14 protein-coding genes are annotated in these 15,670 nt (G+C 69.1%); 5 read left to right on the top strand and 9 right to left on the bottom strand.

Annotation, left to right across the window (positions count from 1 at the left end; translation table 11 throughout):
• Positions 1–67: 67 nt before the first annotated feature.
• From virB11 to Q0V34_RS08975, 8 genes are read right to left on the bottom strand one after another with little or no spacing between them, the layout of a single operon-like run.
• A complete protein-coding gene (virB11, locus tag Q0V34_RS09010) occupies positions 68–1,039 on the bottom strand; it encodes a P-type DNA transfer ATPase VirB11 (RefSeq protein ID WP_297510800.1) in 972 nt (323 codons plus the stop codon).
• Positions 1,036–2,175 carry a type IV secretion system protein VirB10 gene (virB10, locus tag Q0V34_RS09005; RefSeq protein ID WP_297510797.1) on the bottom strand — a complete coding sequence of 380 codons (1,140 nt, stop codon included), beginning with the start codon at positions 2,173–2,175 and terminating at the stop codon, positions 1,036–1,038. Before virB10 ends, virB11 begins: the two co-directional genes overlap by 4 nt.
• 14 nt (positions 2,176–2,189) lie before the next feature.
• Complete coding sequence (locus Q0V34_RS09000; RefSeq protein WP_297510794.1) at positions 2,190–2,945, bottom strand: TrbG/VirB9 family P-type conjugative transfer protein; 756 nt, start codon at positions 2,943–2,945, stop codon at positions 2,190–2,192.
• Positions 2,942–4,102, bottom strand: a complete 1,161-nt coding sequence (locus Q0V34_RS08995; protein WP_297510792.1) for a type IV secretion system protein — start codon at positions 4,100–4,102, stop codon at positions 2,942–2,944. The genes Q0V34_RS09000 and Q0V34_RS08995 overlap by 4 nt, the downstream gene beginning before the upstream one ends.
• Positions 4,102–6,486: a VirB4 family type IV secretion/conjugal transfer ATPase gene (locus tag Q0V34_RS08990; protein ID WP_297510789.1), complete on the bottom strand. Its 2,385-nt coding sequence runs from the start codon at positions 6,484–6,486 to the stop codon at positions 4,102–4,104. Before Q0V34_RS08990 ends, Q0V34_RS08995 begins: the two co-directional genes overlap by 1 nt.
• On the bottom strand, positions 6,483–6,767 hold the full coding sequence (locus Q0V34_RS08985; RefSeq protein WP_297510786.1) for a type IV secretion system protein VirB3: 285 nt from the start codon (positions 6,765–6,767) through the stop codon (positions 6,483–6,485). The genes Q0V34_RS08990 and Q0V34_RS08985 overlap by 4 nt, the downstream gene beginning before the upstream one ends.
• Positions 6,764–7,078 (bottom strand): TrbC/VirB2 family protein, encoded by a 315-nt coding sequence (locus Q0V34_RS08980; protein ID WP_297510783.1) that lies wholly within the window; start codon positions 7,076–7,078, stop codon positions 6,764–6,766. Before Q0V34_RS08980 ends, Q0V34_RS08985 begins: the two co-directional genes overlap by 4 nt.
• Entirely contained in the window at positions 7,075–7,683 is a 609-nt protein-coding gene (locus Q0V34_RS08975; protein ID WP_297510779.1) for a lytic transglycosylase domain-containing protein, read from the bottom strand. Before Q0V34_RS08975 ends, Q0V34_RS08980 begins: the two co-directional genes overlap by 4 nt.
• A 396-nt stretch (positions 7,684–8,079) precedes the next feature.
• Between Q0V34_RS08975 and Q0V34_RS08970 the strand changes: the two genes are divergently transcribed.
• Both Q0V34_RS08970 and Q0V34_RS08965 read left to right on the top strand, forming a co-directional pair.
• Entirely contained in the window at positions 8,080–9,819 is a 1,740-nt protein-coding gene (locus Q0V34_RS08970) for a DUF1800 family protein (protein WP_297510776.1), read from the top strand.
• A 10-nt stretch (positions 9,820–9,829) separates the two neighbouring features.
• Positions 9,830–11,398, top strand: coding sequence for a DUF1501 domain-containing protein (locus Q0V34_RS08965; protein ID WP_297510773.1), 1,569 nt, complete (start codon positions 9,830–9,832; stop codon positions 11,396–11,398).
• Positions 11,399–11,419: 21 nt separating this feature from the next.
• Here the strand turns inward: Q0V34_RS08965 and Q0V34_RS08960 are convergent, their stop codons facing one another.
• Entirely contained in the window at positions 11,420–12,445 is a 1,026-nt protein-coding gene (locus tag Q0V34_RS08960) for a cyclopropane-fatty-acyl-phospholipid synthase family protein (RefSeq protein WP_297510770.1), read from the bottom strand.
• Positions 12,446–12,593: 148 nt separating this feature from the next.
• Here Q0V34_RS08960 and Q0V34_RS08955 point away from each other — a divergent pair, with 148 nt between their 5' ends.
• From Q0V34_RS08955 to Q0V34_RS08945, 3 genes are all read left to right on the top strand, one after another.
• Positions 12,594–13,145, top strand: a complete 552-nt coding sequence (locus Q0V34_RS08955; RefSeq protein ID WP_297510767.1) for a lipocalin family protein — start codon at positions 12,594–12,596, stop codon at positions 13,143–13,145.
• A gap of 364 nt (positions 13,146–13,509) precedes the next feature.
• Positions 13,510–14,529 carry a hypothetical protein gene (locus tag Q0V34_RS08950; protein WP_062100088.1) on the top strand — a complete coding sequence of 340 codons (1,020 nt, stop codon included), beginning with the start codon at positions 13,510–13,512 and terminating at the stop codon, positions 14,527–14,529.
• A 111-nt stretch (positions 14,530–14,640) separates the two neighbouring features.
• Complete coding sequence (locus tag Q0V34_RS08945) at positions 14,641–15,609, top strand: hypothetical protein (RefSeq protein ID WP_297510763.1); 969 nt, start codon at positions 14,641–14,643, stop codon at positions 15,607–15,609.
• Positions 15,610–15,670 lie beyond the last annotated feature (61 nt).

Raw genomic sequence — 15,670 nt, 5'->3', positions numbered from 1 at the left:
CGGGTTCGCCGAAGACCCCCCAAGTTTCGGCGTAACAGTGTTCGGCCGCTTGGCGCGTGTCGCCGCCTCAGGCCTTGAGGAACTCCAGCTCCGTCACCCGGCGAACGCCGTCGACGCGCTTGAGTTGCACCACGACGTCGACGACCTGGCGCACATAGCTGCGGACCGTCTCCCAGCCCAGATCGACGCCGCTGAGCAGGGAGAGCAGGGCGATCTGGTCGATCGCGCCGCGCGCGCTGTCGGCGTGGACGGTGGTGATCGAGCCCGGATGGCCGGTATTGACCGCGCGCAGGAAGGTGAACGCCTCGCGCCCGCGTAGCTCGCCCAGCAGGATCCGGTCGGGCCGCATGCGCAGGGTGGCCTGCAGCAGGTCCTCGGCGTCCACCTGGGCCTCGCCGGTCTCGTTGCGGACGGCGATCAGGCCGACGGCGTTCTCGTGACGTAGCTGGATCTCGGGGGCGTCCTCGATCAGCACCAGGCGCTCGTGCGGCGCGATCTCCTTGACGAGCGCGTTCAGCAGCGTGGTCTTGCCCGACGAGGTGCCGCCGGACAGGACGATCGTCTTACGTCGCTGGACCGCAAGGCGCAGGAAGGCCTCGACCTCTCCAGCCTCGTGCAGGCGGCGCAAGGCGTCGTCGGCGTCGTGCGAGGCCGCTTCGTTCAGCTTGGGCAGGCTGCCGCCCTTGCCGAGATCGGCGAGGGTGAGGTCGCTGAGGGTGTGCTTGCGCACCGCCAGCACGAAGCCGCCGCGCGTCGCGGGAGGCCCGATGACCTGTACGCGCGCGCCGTCCGGCAGGCTGGCCGACAGCAGCGGGTGTTCGCGGCTGACGCCTTGGTGGCTGGAGGCGGCGATCTGGCGGGCCAGGCGGCCCAGGGCCTGTTCGGTCAGGTCCGGCGCGGCCTCGCGCGAGGTCTCGCCGCGCGTGGTCTCGATCCAGGCCTCTCCGGGCTGGTTGACCCAGATGTCGGTGACGTCCGGGCGATCCAGCCAGGGCTTCAGCGGCGCGAGATAGGCCGCCAGATAGACGCCCGAGCTCATGGGGTCTTCCGGGTCACGCCCGAGAAGTCCAGGTCGCGGGCGATGAACACGCGGATCGGCGTGCCCTGGGCGACGCTGATCGTCGTGGGGATGTCGATCTCGCGCTGCAGGGCGATCGAGGCGATGTTGGTCGCCTGCTGCGGCGAGCCGATGATGATCGCCGTGTTGCCGTTGTCGCGACCATTGGCGGCCGCCTGCAGCCCGGCGTTCAGCACCGACAGCATGATCGAGGCGCCGAAGCGGCGGAAGAAGTGGGTGTTGGTCTCGCCATCCAGGCCGCCGCGCCCCAGGCGATCGCCGCCCGGCGAGCCGATGTCGATCGAGACGCCTTCCGGGGTGATCACGCGCGACCAGACCACGAAGGCGCGGGACTGGCCCGCGGCGACGCCGCTCTTGTACTGGCCGATCAGCTTCGAGCCCCTGGGGATCAGCACGGTGGTGCCGTCGAAGCCCCGGACGTCGCGGCTGACCACGGCGCGGACGAAGCCGGGCAGGTCGGAGTTGATCGCGGTCTCCAGGATCGCCGGGATCACCGTGCCCTGGGTGGCGATCAGGCTGGGGTCGCCCAGATGACTGGCCCGGGCGGTGTCGGCCGTTCCGCCGGACACCTTCTCGGCGAAGCGCTCCTCGGCCGACATCTTGGCGTCGTCGGCGCCGGCCGGACGCGCGGCGGCGGGCTTGGCCGCGGCCTGGGCCATGGGGGCCTCGATCGCGCCGCCGGCGGCCGGGGCGTCGACCAGGTCGACGACCATGGCCGGGGCGTGCAGGCGCGAGGTGGCGTCCTGCGGGGTCGTGGCCTCCATCGCCGCGACGCCGGGCGCGGCCGGGACGGGGGCCGTGGCCGGCGGCAGGGCCTGCGCCATCTCGCCGGTGGCCACCGCCGGCGGCGGCATGGTCGAGGCGGCGGGGGGCGAGCTGGCGGCGGGATAGGCGGTGGGCGCGCGGCGGTTCGCCCGCGTCTCGCGCGCGTGGCTCAGCGAGGTGTAGACGGCGAAGGCCACGATCACGATCGCCACCATGGCCAGGGCCGGCCCCCACGGGGAGTCGCGGCGGCTGACGGCGGTCGGCTCATAGGCCAGGCGGTCCAGGACCGGGCTGTCGAGGTCGCCGTCGGCGGGCTTGTCTGACGCACGCATGGGAAAGAGCCTCGTCATCGCTTCTTGTGCGGGGAGAGCTCGCTGGGCTGGCCGGCGTCCTCCCGATAGCCGTCATTGATGATGCGGGTGGTCAGCTCGCCCCGGCGCAGCACGAAGGCCGCCGCCAGCCGGTCGACGACCACATAGCCGTCGCGCTGGGCGATGTTGACGACCGCTTCCTTGTTGTCGGGATCCACGGCGAAGATCGCCGGGAAGTCGGCGCCCTCGGCGAAGACGAAATAGGTGGAATGGCCGTCGTCGAACACGCGGGTCGGCAGACCCTTGTTCGAGCCGCTGAAGCTGTAGGCGTGATTGACGTCCTTGGGCGCTTCGGGCGGCGGCGGGGGCGGCGGCGGCGTGACGGCCGCCACGGCGGGTTCGGGATAGTCGAAGCGGACCGTGAACAGCACCGCCTCGCCACGCGCGCGGGAGGGGCGGAAGGCCCGCAGATCGAAGTCGTAGCTGCGCAGGTTGGTGACCACCGACATGTTGGTGGTCGTCGCCCGCTCGTTGGGCTTGATGAACAGCACGCGGGCCCGGCGGTTCGGCGTGATCTGCCAGCCCAGGCTGTCGCCGATGGCGACGTTCTCGATCCGCTCGTCGGCGCCCAGATAGAGGGTCACGACATAGCCCAGCGTGCAGTCCAGCCGCGTGACCTGGTCCGGAACATAGCGGATCACGCGGATGCGATGGTCCAGCGTCGCCGCCTGGGCGACGGGCGCGGCGACCACGGCGGCGGCCAGGCCAAGCATCAGGCTTCGCCGGATCATCGGCGCCCTCCGGTCATTCTGCGATACCGGTCCATGAAGGCGTCCCGGCGGTAGGGGTCCTCGCGCCGCGCGAGGCCGGCGAAGGCGGGGACGGCCGCGCCCCCGCGCGTGTCGACGGTGACGCTGGACGAGACGGTGGCGATCGTCGCGCGCGGCGCGCCCGCCGGCGCGTCGCGGCGAAGCACGTGGCCCAGCTGCTCGGCGCGGGAGATGACGACCGTCTCGCGCGACGACGCCTCGGCCGCGCGCTCGGCGCCTTCCCGGGCGTCGCGCTTGCCGCCGATCTGGAAGCCGCCGGCGATCACCGACGCGCCGATGGTCAGGGCGGCCTGGGCGGCGGCGAAGATGAAGATGATCGCCGAGACCATCATCGCCGCCTGGGTGTCGGGCAGGCCGACCGTTCGGCCCTGGGCCAGGCGCACCAGCAGCGGGTCGATGATCACCAGGAACAGGGTCGTGGTGATCCAGCACATCATCGGCGTGAAGGCCGCCGCCAGCAGGGCGCGAAGCCAGCCGGCGAACAGGCCGCGCGTGGACTCGAACAATACGAGGGTGATGAAGATCGGGCCGGTGGCCGACAGCACCCCGACGGCGATGATGGCGATCGACAGTACGCCGGCGGTGCTCATGAAGAGCGCGGTCTGGGCCTTCCAGAGGGCGTCGGCCGCCGCGGCCTCGCCGCCGCGCAGCACCTGCGGGTTGGGCCCGGCCAGCTTGCCCAGCGCCGAGGCGCTGCGGGCCAGTTCGTCATAGGTCACCTGCAGGCCGCCCAGCGGATCGGAGACCAGCACCGCCCCCCCCGACGCCGCCGGCGCGCCGATCGTCTGGGCCAGCTGCAGCGGCGCCTTCATGGTCACGTCGAAGACCAGGGTCTGGAAGGTGTTCCAATTCAAGGCCAGCGACAGGACGAAGCCGATCTTCAGCGCCGCCAGCGGCGCGTCGGTCAGCCGCGTGCCGCCCAGGCCGAACATCAGGCGATAGCCGATCAGCGCCACATAGAGCGTCAGGAGGATGGTCAGCGCCGTCGGAAACACCGACTGCGGTCCGGTCAGGGCGTCGTAGCCGCTCTGGGCGTAGACGCGGGTGTGACAGTCGATCGTCGACAGCACGCCTCGGATGACGCCGGCGTCGGCGGCGGGGGCGGGGCAGGCGTCCATCAGCGACGCTCCCGCGCGCCAGCGAGGTACAGCGGCAGCCAGTCGGCCGGATCGTCGCCGACCTCGGCGCGGACCTGATCCAGCCGCCGCACGCGCCGCTCGTTGCCGGCCAGCACCGTCAGCGCCTCGTCCAGGCCCGTGAGGTCCAGCCGCGCGACGGCGCTGTGGTCGGCCTGCTTGACCAGGAAGCAGCGCGAGGTGTCGGGCAGGGCGCGCACCAGGTCGAACTCGTGAGCGGTCAGGCCGAAGCCGTCGATATAGTCGGCCGCCTTGGCCTTGGGATTGGGCAGGAAGATCTGGGTGGCGGCCTGCTCGACGATCGAGGCGGCGATGCGGCTCTCCAGCGCGTCCGAGGCGCTCTGGGTGCAGAAGCCGACGACGCCGTTGCGCTTGCGCAGGGTCTTTTCCCAGTCCTTCAAGCGCTGGGTGAAGACCTGATCGTCCAGCGCCTTCCAGCCCTCGTCGACGACGATGATCGTGGGCCGGCCGTCCAGCGCCTGCTCGATGCGGTGGAACAGGTACATCATCGCCGGCGTGCGGGTCAGCGGCGTGTCCAGGATGCGGGTCATGTCGAAGCCGAACGCGGCCTCGTCCAGCTGCACGCGGTCGACGGGGTTGTCGAACAGCCAGGCGTGCTCGCCGCCCTCGCACCAGGGGCGCAGCCGCGCCGCCAGATCGCCGGCCTTGGGACGCCGCGCGCCGAGGAAGAGTTCCCGCAGATAGAGCAGCCGGCGGTGGTCGGCCGGCTGGTCGAAATTGGCGTCCACCGCGTCGGCCAGCATGGCCAGGTCCTCGGCGTCCAGCCGCTCGGCCCCGCCCAGCAGCTGGGCCAGCCAGGCGCTCAGGAAGCCGCGATTGGCCGGGGTGTCGGGCAGCAGCAGCGGATTGAAGCCGGAGGGCTCGTCGGGCCGCAGGATGTCGTAGCGGCCGCCGACCGCGCGGATGAACGGCTCGGCGCCGCGATCCTTGTCGAAATAGACGATCTGCGGCGAGAAGCGCCGCGCCTGGGCCAACAGGAAGGTCAGCAGCACCGTCTTGCCCGCGCCGCTGGGGCCGATGACGGTGAAGTTGCCGAGATCGCCGTTGTGGAAGTTGAAGTGATAGGGGCCGTGGGCGGTGGTCTCCAGCACCGTGACCGGCGCGCCCCACGGACCGCCTTCGGCCCGACCGCTCGAATGGTTGTGCAGCGAGGCGAAGGCGGCGAAATTGGCGGCCGAGACCAGCGCCTTGCGGGCGATGAACTGGAAGTTGCCCGGGAACTGCGCCCAGAAGCCGGGCTCCAGATTGACATCCTCGCGCACCGCCACGGCGCCGGCCTCGGTGAAGGCCGACTGCACGTCGGCGACGGCGGCGTCGAGGCTGGCGAAATCGTCGGCCCGGACCAGCACGCTCATGTGATGCTCGCCGAACGCCGCGCGACCGGCGCCGACCTCGTCGCGCGCGGCGGCCAGATCCTCGCGCAGGGAGTAGGCGTCGTCCTCGGCGGCGCGCAGCCGGCGCAGCGCCAGGCCCATGCGGTCCAGGGCCGCCTGGCGGTCGACGAACGAGAAGCTCTCGGTGACCACCATCTCGCAGGGCAGGCGGAAGACGCCGTCGAACATGCCGGGGGTGGAGCGAGCCGGGTAGTCCTTCAGCGACACCAGGGCGCCGAAGCGGCGAGGGCGGCCGCCGGCGGCGGCGATCTCCAGCGCGTCGAGGCCGAAGGTCAGGCGCCGGTCGCCCAGCGCCTCGCCGATGTCGCCGACGGGCGTGGCCACCGCGCGCGGCTCGCCGTTCAGGATCTCGGACAGGAAGGCGCACGGCTCGGAGCGCTCGATCCCGCGCTCGCGAACGCGGCCCAGCGTCCGGGCGCCGTAGGGGGCGAGGCTGGCCAGCACGGTCTCGCGCAGGCCGTGCAGGCGGCGAAGGTCCTGCGCCTGGGTGTCGTCGGCCCCGGGCGCGCGGCGGACCAGGCTCTCGAGCCACCCGACCTTACCCTGCAGCGGCCGGCTGACCAGGGTCAGGTAGAGGTCGTTGACGAACAGGCTGCGGTCGGTCAGGCGCTCGCGCCAGGCCTCGTCGAGGGCCTCGGTGAAGGCGTCGCCGCGCACCGGCTCCTGCCGCGGCGCGACCCGGCGGCGGATCAGGTGGTGATAGATCGACAGGCGCGAGCTGGCCGCGCCGCGCAGCAGGGTCTCGCGCACCTGCTTGCGATAGGTCAGCTCCTCGTCGTCGGCGGTTTCGAAGGGCAGGCCGTCCAGCTTGATGACCTGCAGCAGCAGGCCCTCGCGCGTGCGCAGCGTCACGTCGTCGACGTGGCGCGCATAGGGCAGGCGCTCGCCGATAGACGCCTCGCGCGGGGCGAGGCGGGATCCGAAGCCGAGACTGACGAAGCGCGCGGTCATGGGCGGTAGGAGTTGGCGCGCCAGAACGCGTGGTTGCGGATGCGCGGGCAGCGGCTGACCTTGGTGATCCAGAGGTCGAAGAACCGGGGCTCGCGCAGGCAGCCCAGATAGCCGACCAGATGCAGCGCGGGCGCGATCAGCAGCGACCAGAACGACTTGCTGATCAGGAAGGCCTCGACCGTGACGATCAGGTTGAAGATCGCGAAGCTGTAGGTGACCCCCGCCACCATCTGCGGCCGGGTCAGGGCGCCGAAAACCGGATCCGATCCCAGGCCGCTCATTGCGCCCCCGTGGCGACGCCGCGAATGCCCGAGACGATCGCGACCGCCCCGAACACGATGAAGGCGCCGAGGATCACGGTCGCGCCGCGCCGCCAGTCGATGCGGCCCGTCAGCATCATCAGGCCCACGCCGGCCACGGCGATCACCGCGGCGGTGGTGGCGATATTGCCCAGCAGCGTGCCTTGCAGCCACTCCAGGGCGGCGATCAGAGGTCCGGAGCCAGCGGGATTGGCCGTCACGCTCTGGGCGGCGGCGGGCGTGGCCGCGACGAGGAAGGTCGCGATCAGCGGCAGGCGGCGGGCTTGGGTCAAGGCGCGGTCCTCACGGTAGCTTGGGGTCGCGGCGCGACCGACTGGGCCATCCGTTCCAGGATGGCGTCGACATAGGCTCGGGTTTCGGCGTAGGGCGGCGGGCCGCCGTGGCGGTCGACCGCGCCGGGGCCGGCGTTGTAGGCCGCTAGCGCCTTGACGATGTCGCCGTCATAGCGGGCCAGCAGGCGCTGAAGGTAGCGGGCGCCGCCGTCGGCGTTGGCGGCGGGGTCGCGGGCGTCGACGCCCAGGTCGCGCGCCGTGCCGGGCATCAGCTGCATGAGACCCGTCGCGCCCTTGGGCGAGCGGGCCGCCGGGTCGAGGCCCGACTCACGCTGGGCGACCGAGCGCAGCAGTTCGGGGCTGAGGCCGTGTCGAGTCGCGGCCGCGTCGACCACGGCGGCGGCCGCGCGGCGGTGGGGCGCGCGGGCGGTCGGCGCCGGCGCGGCTTGAGCGATAGGCAGAGCCTGGGCCGCGGAGCCGACGAATTGGGTCGGCCCGTCGAATCGGCGGACGCGACCGCTGTCGTCGATCTCGAGCACGCCGGCGTGCGCGCGCGGCGCGGCCACGACGACCGTCAGCGCGATGGCCAGGGCCAGCCCGCCCACAGTCCGCCGCCGTGCTTGACCCCCCGTTCCCGTCACGCTCACTCCTCACGCCGTTCGCGCGAGTATCGCGCCGTTCTCGCCGGAGACAAGGCGCGTCCGCGTTCGGCCCCCGCGACATCTAGCCCGTCGTGCGCGACCGACAAATCAGCGATGCTCCCGACGGACGGCCGATCCTCGGCCTTCGCAGCATAGGACGTCGCGACGCGGGAGCAACCGGAGGCGAAGGCGGAGCGGGCGCGGGTGTAAACCGAAATTGGGTAAACGCGCCATTTCCCTTACGGCTTAGCGGTTTGGTCTTTCTCCTGGCGTCTGATATCCAAGGCCGGGTTCGTCCCTGGGGGGGAGTGCGTCGAGATGGCTTCTGGCGGTTCCAATACAGCGGGGGCGACAGCCGTCGTGGCCGCGACCGTCGCGGCGGCCGCGACCGTGGCGGTTCTGGCCGCCGGCTCCGGCGGCGTCCTGGCCGGCGCGGAAGGCGGCGACCCGACACCCGCCGATTACGACGCGGCGCGATTTCTGAACCAGGCCACGTTCGGGGCGAACGACGCGGCCATCGCCGAGTTCAAGGCGACCACGCCCATGGGCTGGCTGAACGCCCAGACGGCGCTGAGCTTCCCGCAGACCTTCTTCGTCGATTGGGTGACGCGTCGGGACGGCGAGATTAACGCCGCCGACCCGAACAAGCGGGCCCACGCCAGCGTCGGCCAATTCCAGGAAGCGTTCTGGGCCTCGGTCCTGACGGCTCCGGACCAGCTTCGCCTGCGGATGGCCTTCGCCCTGTCGGAGATCTGCGTCGTCTCGTTCCAGGGCTCGCAGGTCACGCTGCGGATGGGCGCGGCCTATTTCGACATGCTGCGCGGGCGCGGCCTGGGACTCTATCGCGACCTGATCGAGGCCGTGACCCTGTCGCCCGCGATGGGCATGTACCTGAACATCATCGGCAACATTCAGTCCGACAACGACGCCACGCGGCACCCCGACGAGAACTACGCTCGCGAGATCATGCAGCTGATGTCGATCGGCCTGCAGCAGCTGAACATGGACGGCTCGCCCAAGCTGGACGCCAGCGGCGCCCCGATCCCGACCTATGGCGCCAGCGACATCGCCGGCCTGGCCAAGATGTTCACCGGCTGGGGCTTCGCGGCGGCCAAGCCGACGACGACCTCGTTCGGTCGACCGGTCGATCCGGACTCCGACATCAAGCCGCTGATCGCCTATCCGCAAAACCACTCGCTGCTCTCCAAGAGCTTCCTGGGCGTGACGTTCCCGGCCTATTCGGCCTGGGTTCCGCCGACCGGCGTCACCAAGAGCACCGGCGCCTATCAGGTCGCGGGGCTGAAGTTCGCCCTCGACACCATCGCCAACCATCCGAACGTTCCGCCGTTCATCGCCCGGCGGCTGATCCAGCGCTTCGTCAAGAGCAACCCGACCCCCGCCTATATCGGCCGGGTGGCGAAGGTGTTCGTCAATGACGGGACGGGGGTGCGCGGCAATCTGGCGGCGGTCATCTCCGCGGTGCTGACGGACGCGGAGGCCCGCCCGTCCAGCCCGGGCCCGTTCGACGGCCGCCTGCGCGAGCCGACGGTTCGTCTGGCCCATTGGCTGCGCGCCTTCGACGCCACGACCTCGGTGTCGAAGAACTTCCTGCAGCCCTACGACTTCAGCCCGGCCAACGCCTTCAACCAGGCGCCGCTCCAGGCGCCGTCGGTGTTCAATTTCTGGCTGCCGGACTTCTCGCCCGCGGGCAGCCCCGTGGCCGAAGCTAAGCAGGTGGCGCCGGAGTTCCAGGGCGTCGACGTCCTCACGACCGCCAGCTACGTCAACAAGATGATCGCCAACGTCATGGCCGCCAACTGGGGCAACAAGGACGTCGTCGTCAGCTACGCCAAGGCCCAGGCCCTGGTGGACGCTCAAGGCTGGGTCGACGCCAAGCGCCTGGCGCGACGGCTGGATCTGCTGCTGTTCGGCGGCCAGATGGGCGACACGCTGGCGAAACGGATCCTGTCGGTTGTGGCCTCGACCGCCACGACGACGCCCAAGCCCACGGCCGCCCAGATCGCGCAGATCAATCTCGACCGCGTTCGCAACGCCGTGGCGCTGGCCATGGTGTCCACCGACTATCTGATCCAGCGCTGAGGGCCGGAGCATGACGCGCGAAACGCTGAGCCGCCGCAACGCCCTGAAAGCCCTGGCAGCCCTCGGGACCGCCGGGCCGCTGGTCCTGAACCTCTCCAGCCTGGGGGCCGCCGCGGCGACCACCGGCCAGACCGACTACAAGGCGATCGTCTGCCTGTTCCTGGTGGGCGGCAACGACTCCAACAACCTGCTGCTGGCCACCGACGACACCAGCTGGAAGCGCTACTGGAGCGCCCGCTTCCGCGGCGCGACGCCGATCGCCCTGATGCCGCCCGGGACCCCCGCCACCGCCGTGGGCTCGACCAATACGGTCACCAACCGCAAGGTGACGGCGACCAACTATCCCGAATACTGGGGCGGGGTGCTGCCGATCACGCCCAAGACGCCGCAGTTCTCGGCCGGCGCGGCGCCGGGCGCTCCGGCGCGGACCTTCGGTCTGCACCCGCTGATGCCGAACATGCAGAAGGCGTTCGTCGCCGGCCGGCTGGCCGCGCTGGCCAATGTCGGCACGCTGCTGGCCCCGCTGACCAAGGCCCAGTACCAGAAGCCCACGACGGGCACGCCGATCCCGCCGCGCCTCTATTCGCACAGCGACCAGCAGCAGGCCTGGCAGACGGGGTCGGTGGAGTTCACGGCCCTCGGCTGGGGCGGACAGCTCGGCGACGTCTTCGCCGCGTCCGGCAACGCCAGCGCGATCAACTTCACTTCGTTCACCACGCAGGGTCTGACCGGCTTCCCCGTCGGCGGCGCGGTCAAGGCCTACCGCATCTCGTACAGCGCGAGCGGCGGCGGCAGCGCGGTCGGCATCGACCTGCTGCAGCGCACCGGCAGCTACAACAACTCGCCGACCTTCCTGGCGGCGCTGCGCGAGACCCTGCTGGGCAACGACGCCGACGGCAACATGCTGGGGCGGACCTATGCCGATGCGGTGGTGACGTCCAACAACACCGCCACCACCTTCAGCACCGCCCTGGCCGCCTCGCAGGTCAGCGCCCCGCCGGCCTTCATCAACCCGCTGACCGGCACGGCGGCCGGCAACGCCCTGGCCGACCAGATGCGCGCCGTCGCCCAGACCATCGTCGCGCACGGGACCCTGGGGCCCAGCCGCCAGGTGTTCTTCGTGCAGATCGGCTCGTTCGACACCCATGACGGCCAGAACGATCGCCAGAGCCTGCTGCTGGCCCAGGTCGACCACGCGCTGAACTATTTCGACGCCGAGATGACCGCGCGCGGCTACGGAAACGCCGTGACCACCTTCACCGCCTCGGACTTCAACCGGACCTTCACCACCAATGGCGACGGCACCGACCACGCCTGGGGCGGGCACCACCTGATCCTGGGCGGCGCGGTCAAGGGCGGCGACATCTACGGGACCTTCCCGACGGTGGGCGTGGACGACGCCGCCTCGGGGTTCAACAACCCCGACATGGCCGGCAACGCCCTGATCCCGACCACGTCGGTGGATCAATACCTGGCCACGATCGGGCGGTGGTTCGGCGTGACCAACGCCGACCTGGCCAAGATCTTCCCGCGTCTGCAGGCGTTCAAGACGGCCGACCTGGGCTTCATGAAGGTCTGATCGAGCTCCGGCCGAAGATCCTCAGGCCGGCGTCAGGCGATAGTGGCTGACGCCCCATTCGGCGCCGCCGCTGTCGCCGAACAGGCCGGCCGTGGCCAGGAAGAAGCGGCGCCAGCGGCGGGCCCAGAGACGGGCGTCGGCGCCGTAGACCTGGCGCATCAGATCCATCACCTCGGGCGTGTGGCGGTCGAAATTGGCGAGCCAGTCATAGGCCGTGCGCTCGTAGTGCGCGCCGCTCCAGCGCCACTCGGCCTCGACCGAGAAAAGGTCCGGGTACTGCCGCATCAGGCCGTGGCTGGGCATCACGCCGCCGGTGAAGAAGTGCTGGGCGATGAAGTCCGAGCGATCCTCGACCTCGAAGCGATACGGCGTGCCCCGGTGGGCGAAGACGTGGATGAACAGCTTGCCGCCCGGCGCCAGCCAGCCGCGCGCGCGGGTCAGCAGGGCGCGCCAGTTGGCCATGTGCTCGAACATCTCCACGGAGACGATGCGATCGTGGCGCTGATCGGTGTCGAAGACGTTCATGTCGGCGGTGATCACGCGCAGGTTCGACAGGCCGCGCGCCTGGGCCTGGCCGTCGATGAACGCCTTCTGGCCCCGGGAATTCGACACCGCCGTGATCGTGGCGCGCGGGTAGGTCTCGGCCAGCCACAGCGACAGCGAGCCCCAGCCGCAGCCCAGTTCCAGAATGCTCTGGCCGTCGGCGATGTCGGCGTTGTCGCACGTGCGCTTGAGGGCGCTGATCTCGGCCTCGGCCAGTGTGGCGCTGGGGGTCTCGTAATAGGCGCTGGAATATTTCAGGCGCGGGCCCAGCACGATCTGGAAGAAGCGCGGCGGCAGCTCGTAGTGCTGGGCGTTGGCGGCGTCGACGTGCTCGGCCAGGGCGCGCCGCGACATCTCCGCCGCGAAGGCCGCGTCGACGCCCTCGGTGGGCCCATCGAGGCGACGGCGGGCCTCGGCGACCAGCGCCGCGATCGCCGGGCGCGTGACGAAGTCGGGAAAGGGCGCGTCCTGCAAGCGGTTGATGGAGGCGGTCAACAAGCCCATGCGCTGTCCCTTCTGATGAACCCCAGTGTTCGGGGCCGCCCGGTAGATACGGCCGGTCGTCGTTGATTGGATGCGCGCGTCCGAAAACTCGTTTGGATCGTAGCTCACCGGACAAGGCGCGATCGCGCCTGACGCCCGGAGACGCCGCATGCGAAAATCCTCGTCGATCGGTCCGAGACTGGCCGGCCTTGCCCTCGCCGCCGCCCTGGCCGCGCCGATAGTCGCCCTGGCCGAGACGGGGCCGGAGCCGAGGCGCTCGATCGACATCGATCGCTTCATGGGCCGCTGGTACGAGATCGTCCGCACGCCCAACGACCGCCAGCGCAATTGCTATGGCGCGTATCAGGTGTGGAGCAAGACCCCGAGGGACACCTTCCAGATCGACCAGGTGTGTCACGCCGGCGGTCGGCAGGGCCCCGCGCGACACGTCGGCACCTCGGCGCGGATCGTCGATCCCACGACCAACGCCAAGTTCGAGGCCAGCTTCTTCGGCGGCCTGATCCGCCGGCACTATTGGGTCATCGATCACGGCGACGACTATGGCTGGATGATCGCCAGCACCTCGGACGGCAAGTTCGTCGCCCTGCTGGCGCGCTCGCCGGGTCTCCCAGCCGGCAAGCTGACGGCGCTGAAGTCGCGGATGCGCGCCCTGGGCTTCGAGAACCGGCTCGAGGACGTGGGCGCCGACACCGCGCCGTGAGGCCCGGACTCCGCGGAGACGGCGGCTGGCGAACGCTGGACAGCGACGGGAAGCTATGGAAGACGACCCCTCGATCTTCAAGCCATTGAACGCGACGAGCTTTGCCGCACCGCCCTCACAGATTTTCCGTCGCCCCGATGATGGACTGTAGGAAGCAATCATAAATATCAAAGACTTACGGGGTGTCGTGAACTCATCGTGTACACTTGCGCGTCGTGCCCTGGCGTCGGTCCGAGGGCTGCCGCGTACTTGGGTCTGTTGGATTGGACGAGCAGAAAATCTATAGCTGACGGGTTCGTCTTGCTGCGCTGGCGACTCTCAACGTAATCGCTCAAGGTCGTTGGAGCGCGTGGGAGGGCAGGGCATGGACACCGCAGCAGCGGACGGTGACGTCGTCCAAGGGGCGAAGGTCGCGAATATTCAGGTAGCCGTGAACTACCCGATCGTCTCGGCTTATGAGTTCGAGTTTCTCAAGGAGGAGGAGGTCGTCCGCGAGCGGCTCGACAAATGCACGCTGTATCTGCTGGTCCAGCGGCCGCTGACCTACTTCGACAACGTGGTCCTCGACGACGGCGTCATTTCTTTCGAAATCGCGGACGGCGAAACGACGCCTTTGGCTTGCCGCGTAGACCTCGTCAATGCTGGCCTTTGCGGTCCCGGCGAAGCAATTTGCGTCGAGACCCATTATTTCACCAAGGCACCGGGCAAAGAGCAGCCATTTCGTGATGTAGGCGCGATCAAGCTGTTTCGAAAAGACAAAAGTTTGATCGTCTGGTGGAGTCCGCAGAAGCTTCTTTACGAGATGCTTGTGAGGGGACTCGAAGTCGACACCACGGGAAGCGGCGATCCCCTTTCGTTTTTAGACTTCACCGTTCTTTACGTGGGGAAAGCGTTCGACCAGAAAGTCTGGGACAGACTGACTGGGCACGAGAAGATGCAAAAGATCCTCACAGTGCAGAGCCCGGTGGGGGCCGCCCCCGCCGCGAGGGCACCGTTCGAGGTTTCCTTGATCTTGCTATCGGTCGTCGGCCTGACGGACGTTGCCGAGCTGCCGTACGGCGGAATGAGCGATGTCTCGGGCATTCAGACGCTTTTGCATGACGTGGACCTGTCCGACTCAGAGGCCTTCGTACGCTTCATGAGCGAGCCCCTGGTCGCTTTGGGCGACGAGGCCATGACCAGGGAGGTGGAGGCTCAACTCATCCACCGTTTCAAACCGGAGTACAATTCGGTGATGTTCAAGAACTACCCGGAGATAGCAGGTGGCATGCGGTCGAAGGGGTACACATGGACAGATCTCATGATTGAGGATCTTCCCGCGTCATTGCGCACGCCTCACTTCAAAATCGGGCCGATGCTTCAGGAGGAAGCTGAGGCCAGCTAGGACAAGTGACTGAGACCCGTTGAAAGGTGTCGCAAGCGTGATCCTATCGGCTCCGCTGGGCGTCACTTAGACGGCCCCATCCTGAAGTCGCCAAGCCTGTGTGGATTGCCCGTGTCTATTCGAACCGTGTCATTTCGGCGTCTTTGCCTGATCATCTCCGCAGGAATCGCGCTTTCCGTCGTCGGCGCACTTCCCACCATCGCCCAGGAACAGCCGGCGGCCGCACCGTCGTCACCTGTTGCTGACGCCGGTCTACCAGCGGCGGCGCAGACCGGCCTCGTACACACGCAGGACCAGGCGCGGGACAACGGTGCCAAGGGCTCCGAACCTTCAACGACCGCACAGAAGGAAGCCGTCGAGAAACCGGACAAGTCTTCGAAGTGGACCGCGCTCAGCTCGATCGCGGCGCTGATCGCTTCGCTGGCTGCCTTGATCGTCACGCCCCTCATGGCTCGCCTGAATGCCAACAAGCTCGCGGCGATCAGCGCCCGGGCCGTCGATGTGAGCGAGAAGCAGGCGGCGACCAGCCTCAGGTCCGTAGAAGTGGCCGACAAGAACGCCCAGGCCGCGGCCGACAATGTTGAAGTGGCCCGAACGAACGCGGCGGCGGCGGCCCGCAATGTGGAGATCGCCGCAACGAATTCGGCCAATCTGGGCATTCATGCCGTGGCCCGCTTGCGCCAGGAATGGATCAACGACTTGCGGGAGCTGATCGCGGATGTTCACTCCCTGCTGGGGAACTATCAGGATCCACCCCCGGGCGTGAAAGAGTCCGCCGCCGATCGAAAAGCCCGAGAGGCCCAGCAGCGGCTGGCCAATACCAAGGTCGCCAAGATCAAGTTGCTGCTCAATCCAACCGAAGTGCCTTCGCGCAATCTCCTCGATGCGATCCGAACCCTCGAAAAGCCCGGCACCCTGAAACAGCGGATGCGCCGCTCCAAATGGCTCATCATTTGGGGCGACATCGTCCTCAAGGAGGAGTGGGACCGGGTCCGCGCAGAGCTAACCGGCGCCGCCAGGCCAATCCTTGCCCGACGATCCTTCTTCGCCGCGGCGCTGAGGGGCACCCGATCGCGGTAGGTCCCTGAGCTATAACCGTAGGGCATGGACCGGTGCCTGACGGTCAATTGTGTTTCTACCC

The organism is uncultured Caulobacter sp., from assembly GCF_947036865.1.
GTDB lineage: Bacteria > Pseudomonadota > Alphaproteobacteria > Caulobacterales > Caulobacteraceae > Caulobacter.
Note: the sequence above shows the minus strand (reverse complement) of the source record. Positions and strands in the feature narration are given on the sequence as shown.

What these genes read in the sequence shown, in the direction of transcription:
- Q0V34_RS09000 (WP_297510794.1), bottom strand. Translation starts at nt 2,945, where the DNA reads ATGATCCGGCGAAGCCTGATGCTTGGCCTGGCCGCCGCCGTGGTCGCC.
- Q0V34_RS08950 (WP_062100088.1), top strand. Translation starts at nt 13,510, where the DNA reads ATGGACACCGCAGCAGCGGACGGTGACGTCGTCCAAGGGGCGAAGGTC.
- Q0V34_RS08990 (WP_297510789.1), bottom strand. Translation starts at nt 6,486, where the DNA reads ATGACCGCGCGCTTCGTCAGTCTCGGCTTCGGATCCCGCCTCGCCCCG.
- virB11 (WP_297510800.1), bottom strand. Translation starts at nt 1,039, where the DNA reads ATGAGCTCGGGCGTCTATCTGGCGGCCTATCTCGCGCCGCTGAAGCCC.
- Q0V34_RS08995 (WP_297510792.1), bottom strand. Translation starts at nt 4,102, where the DNA reads ATGGACGCCTGCCCCGCCCCCGCCGCCGACGCCGGCGTCATCCGAGGC.
- Q0V34_RS08965 (WP_297510773.1), top strand. Translation starts at nt 9,830, where the DNA reads ATGACGCGCGAAACGCTGAGCCGCCGCAACGCCCTGAAAGCCCTGGCA.
- Q0V34_RS08985 (WP_297510786.1), bottom strand. Translation starts at nt 6,767, where the DNA reads ATGAGCGGCCTGGGATCGGATCCGGTTTTCGGCGCCCTGACCCGGCCG.
- Q0V34_RS08955 (WP_297510767.1), top strand. Translation starts at nt 12,594, where the DNA reads ATGCGAAAATCCTCGTCGATCGGTCCGAGACTGGCCGGCCTTGCCCTC.
- virB10 (WP_297510797.1), bottom strand. Translation starts at nt 2,175, where the DNA reads ATGCGTGCGTCAGACAAGCCCGCCGACGGCGACCTCGACAGCCCGGTC.
- Q0V34_RS08960 (WP_297510770.1), bottom strand. Translation starts at nt 12,445, where the DNA reads ATGGGCTTGTTGACCGCCTCCATCAACCGCTTGCAGGACGCGCCCTTT.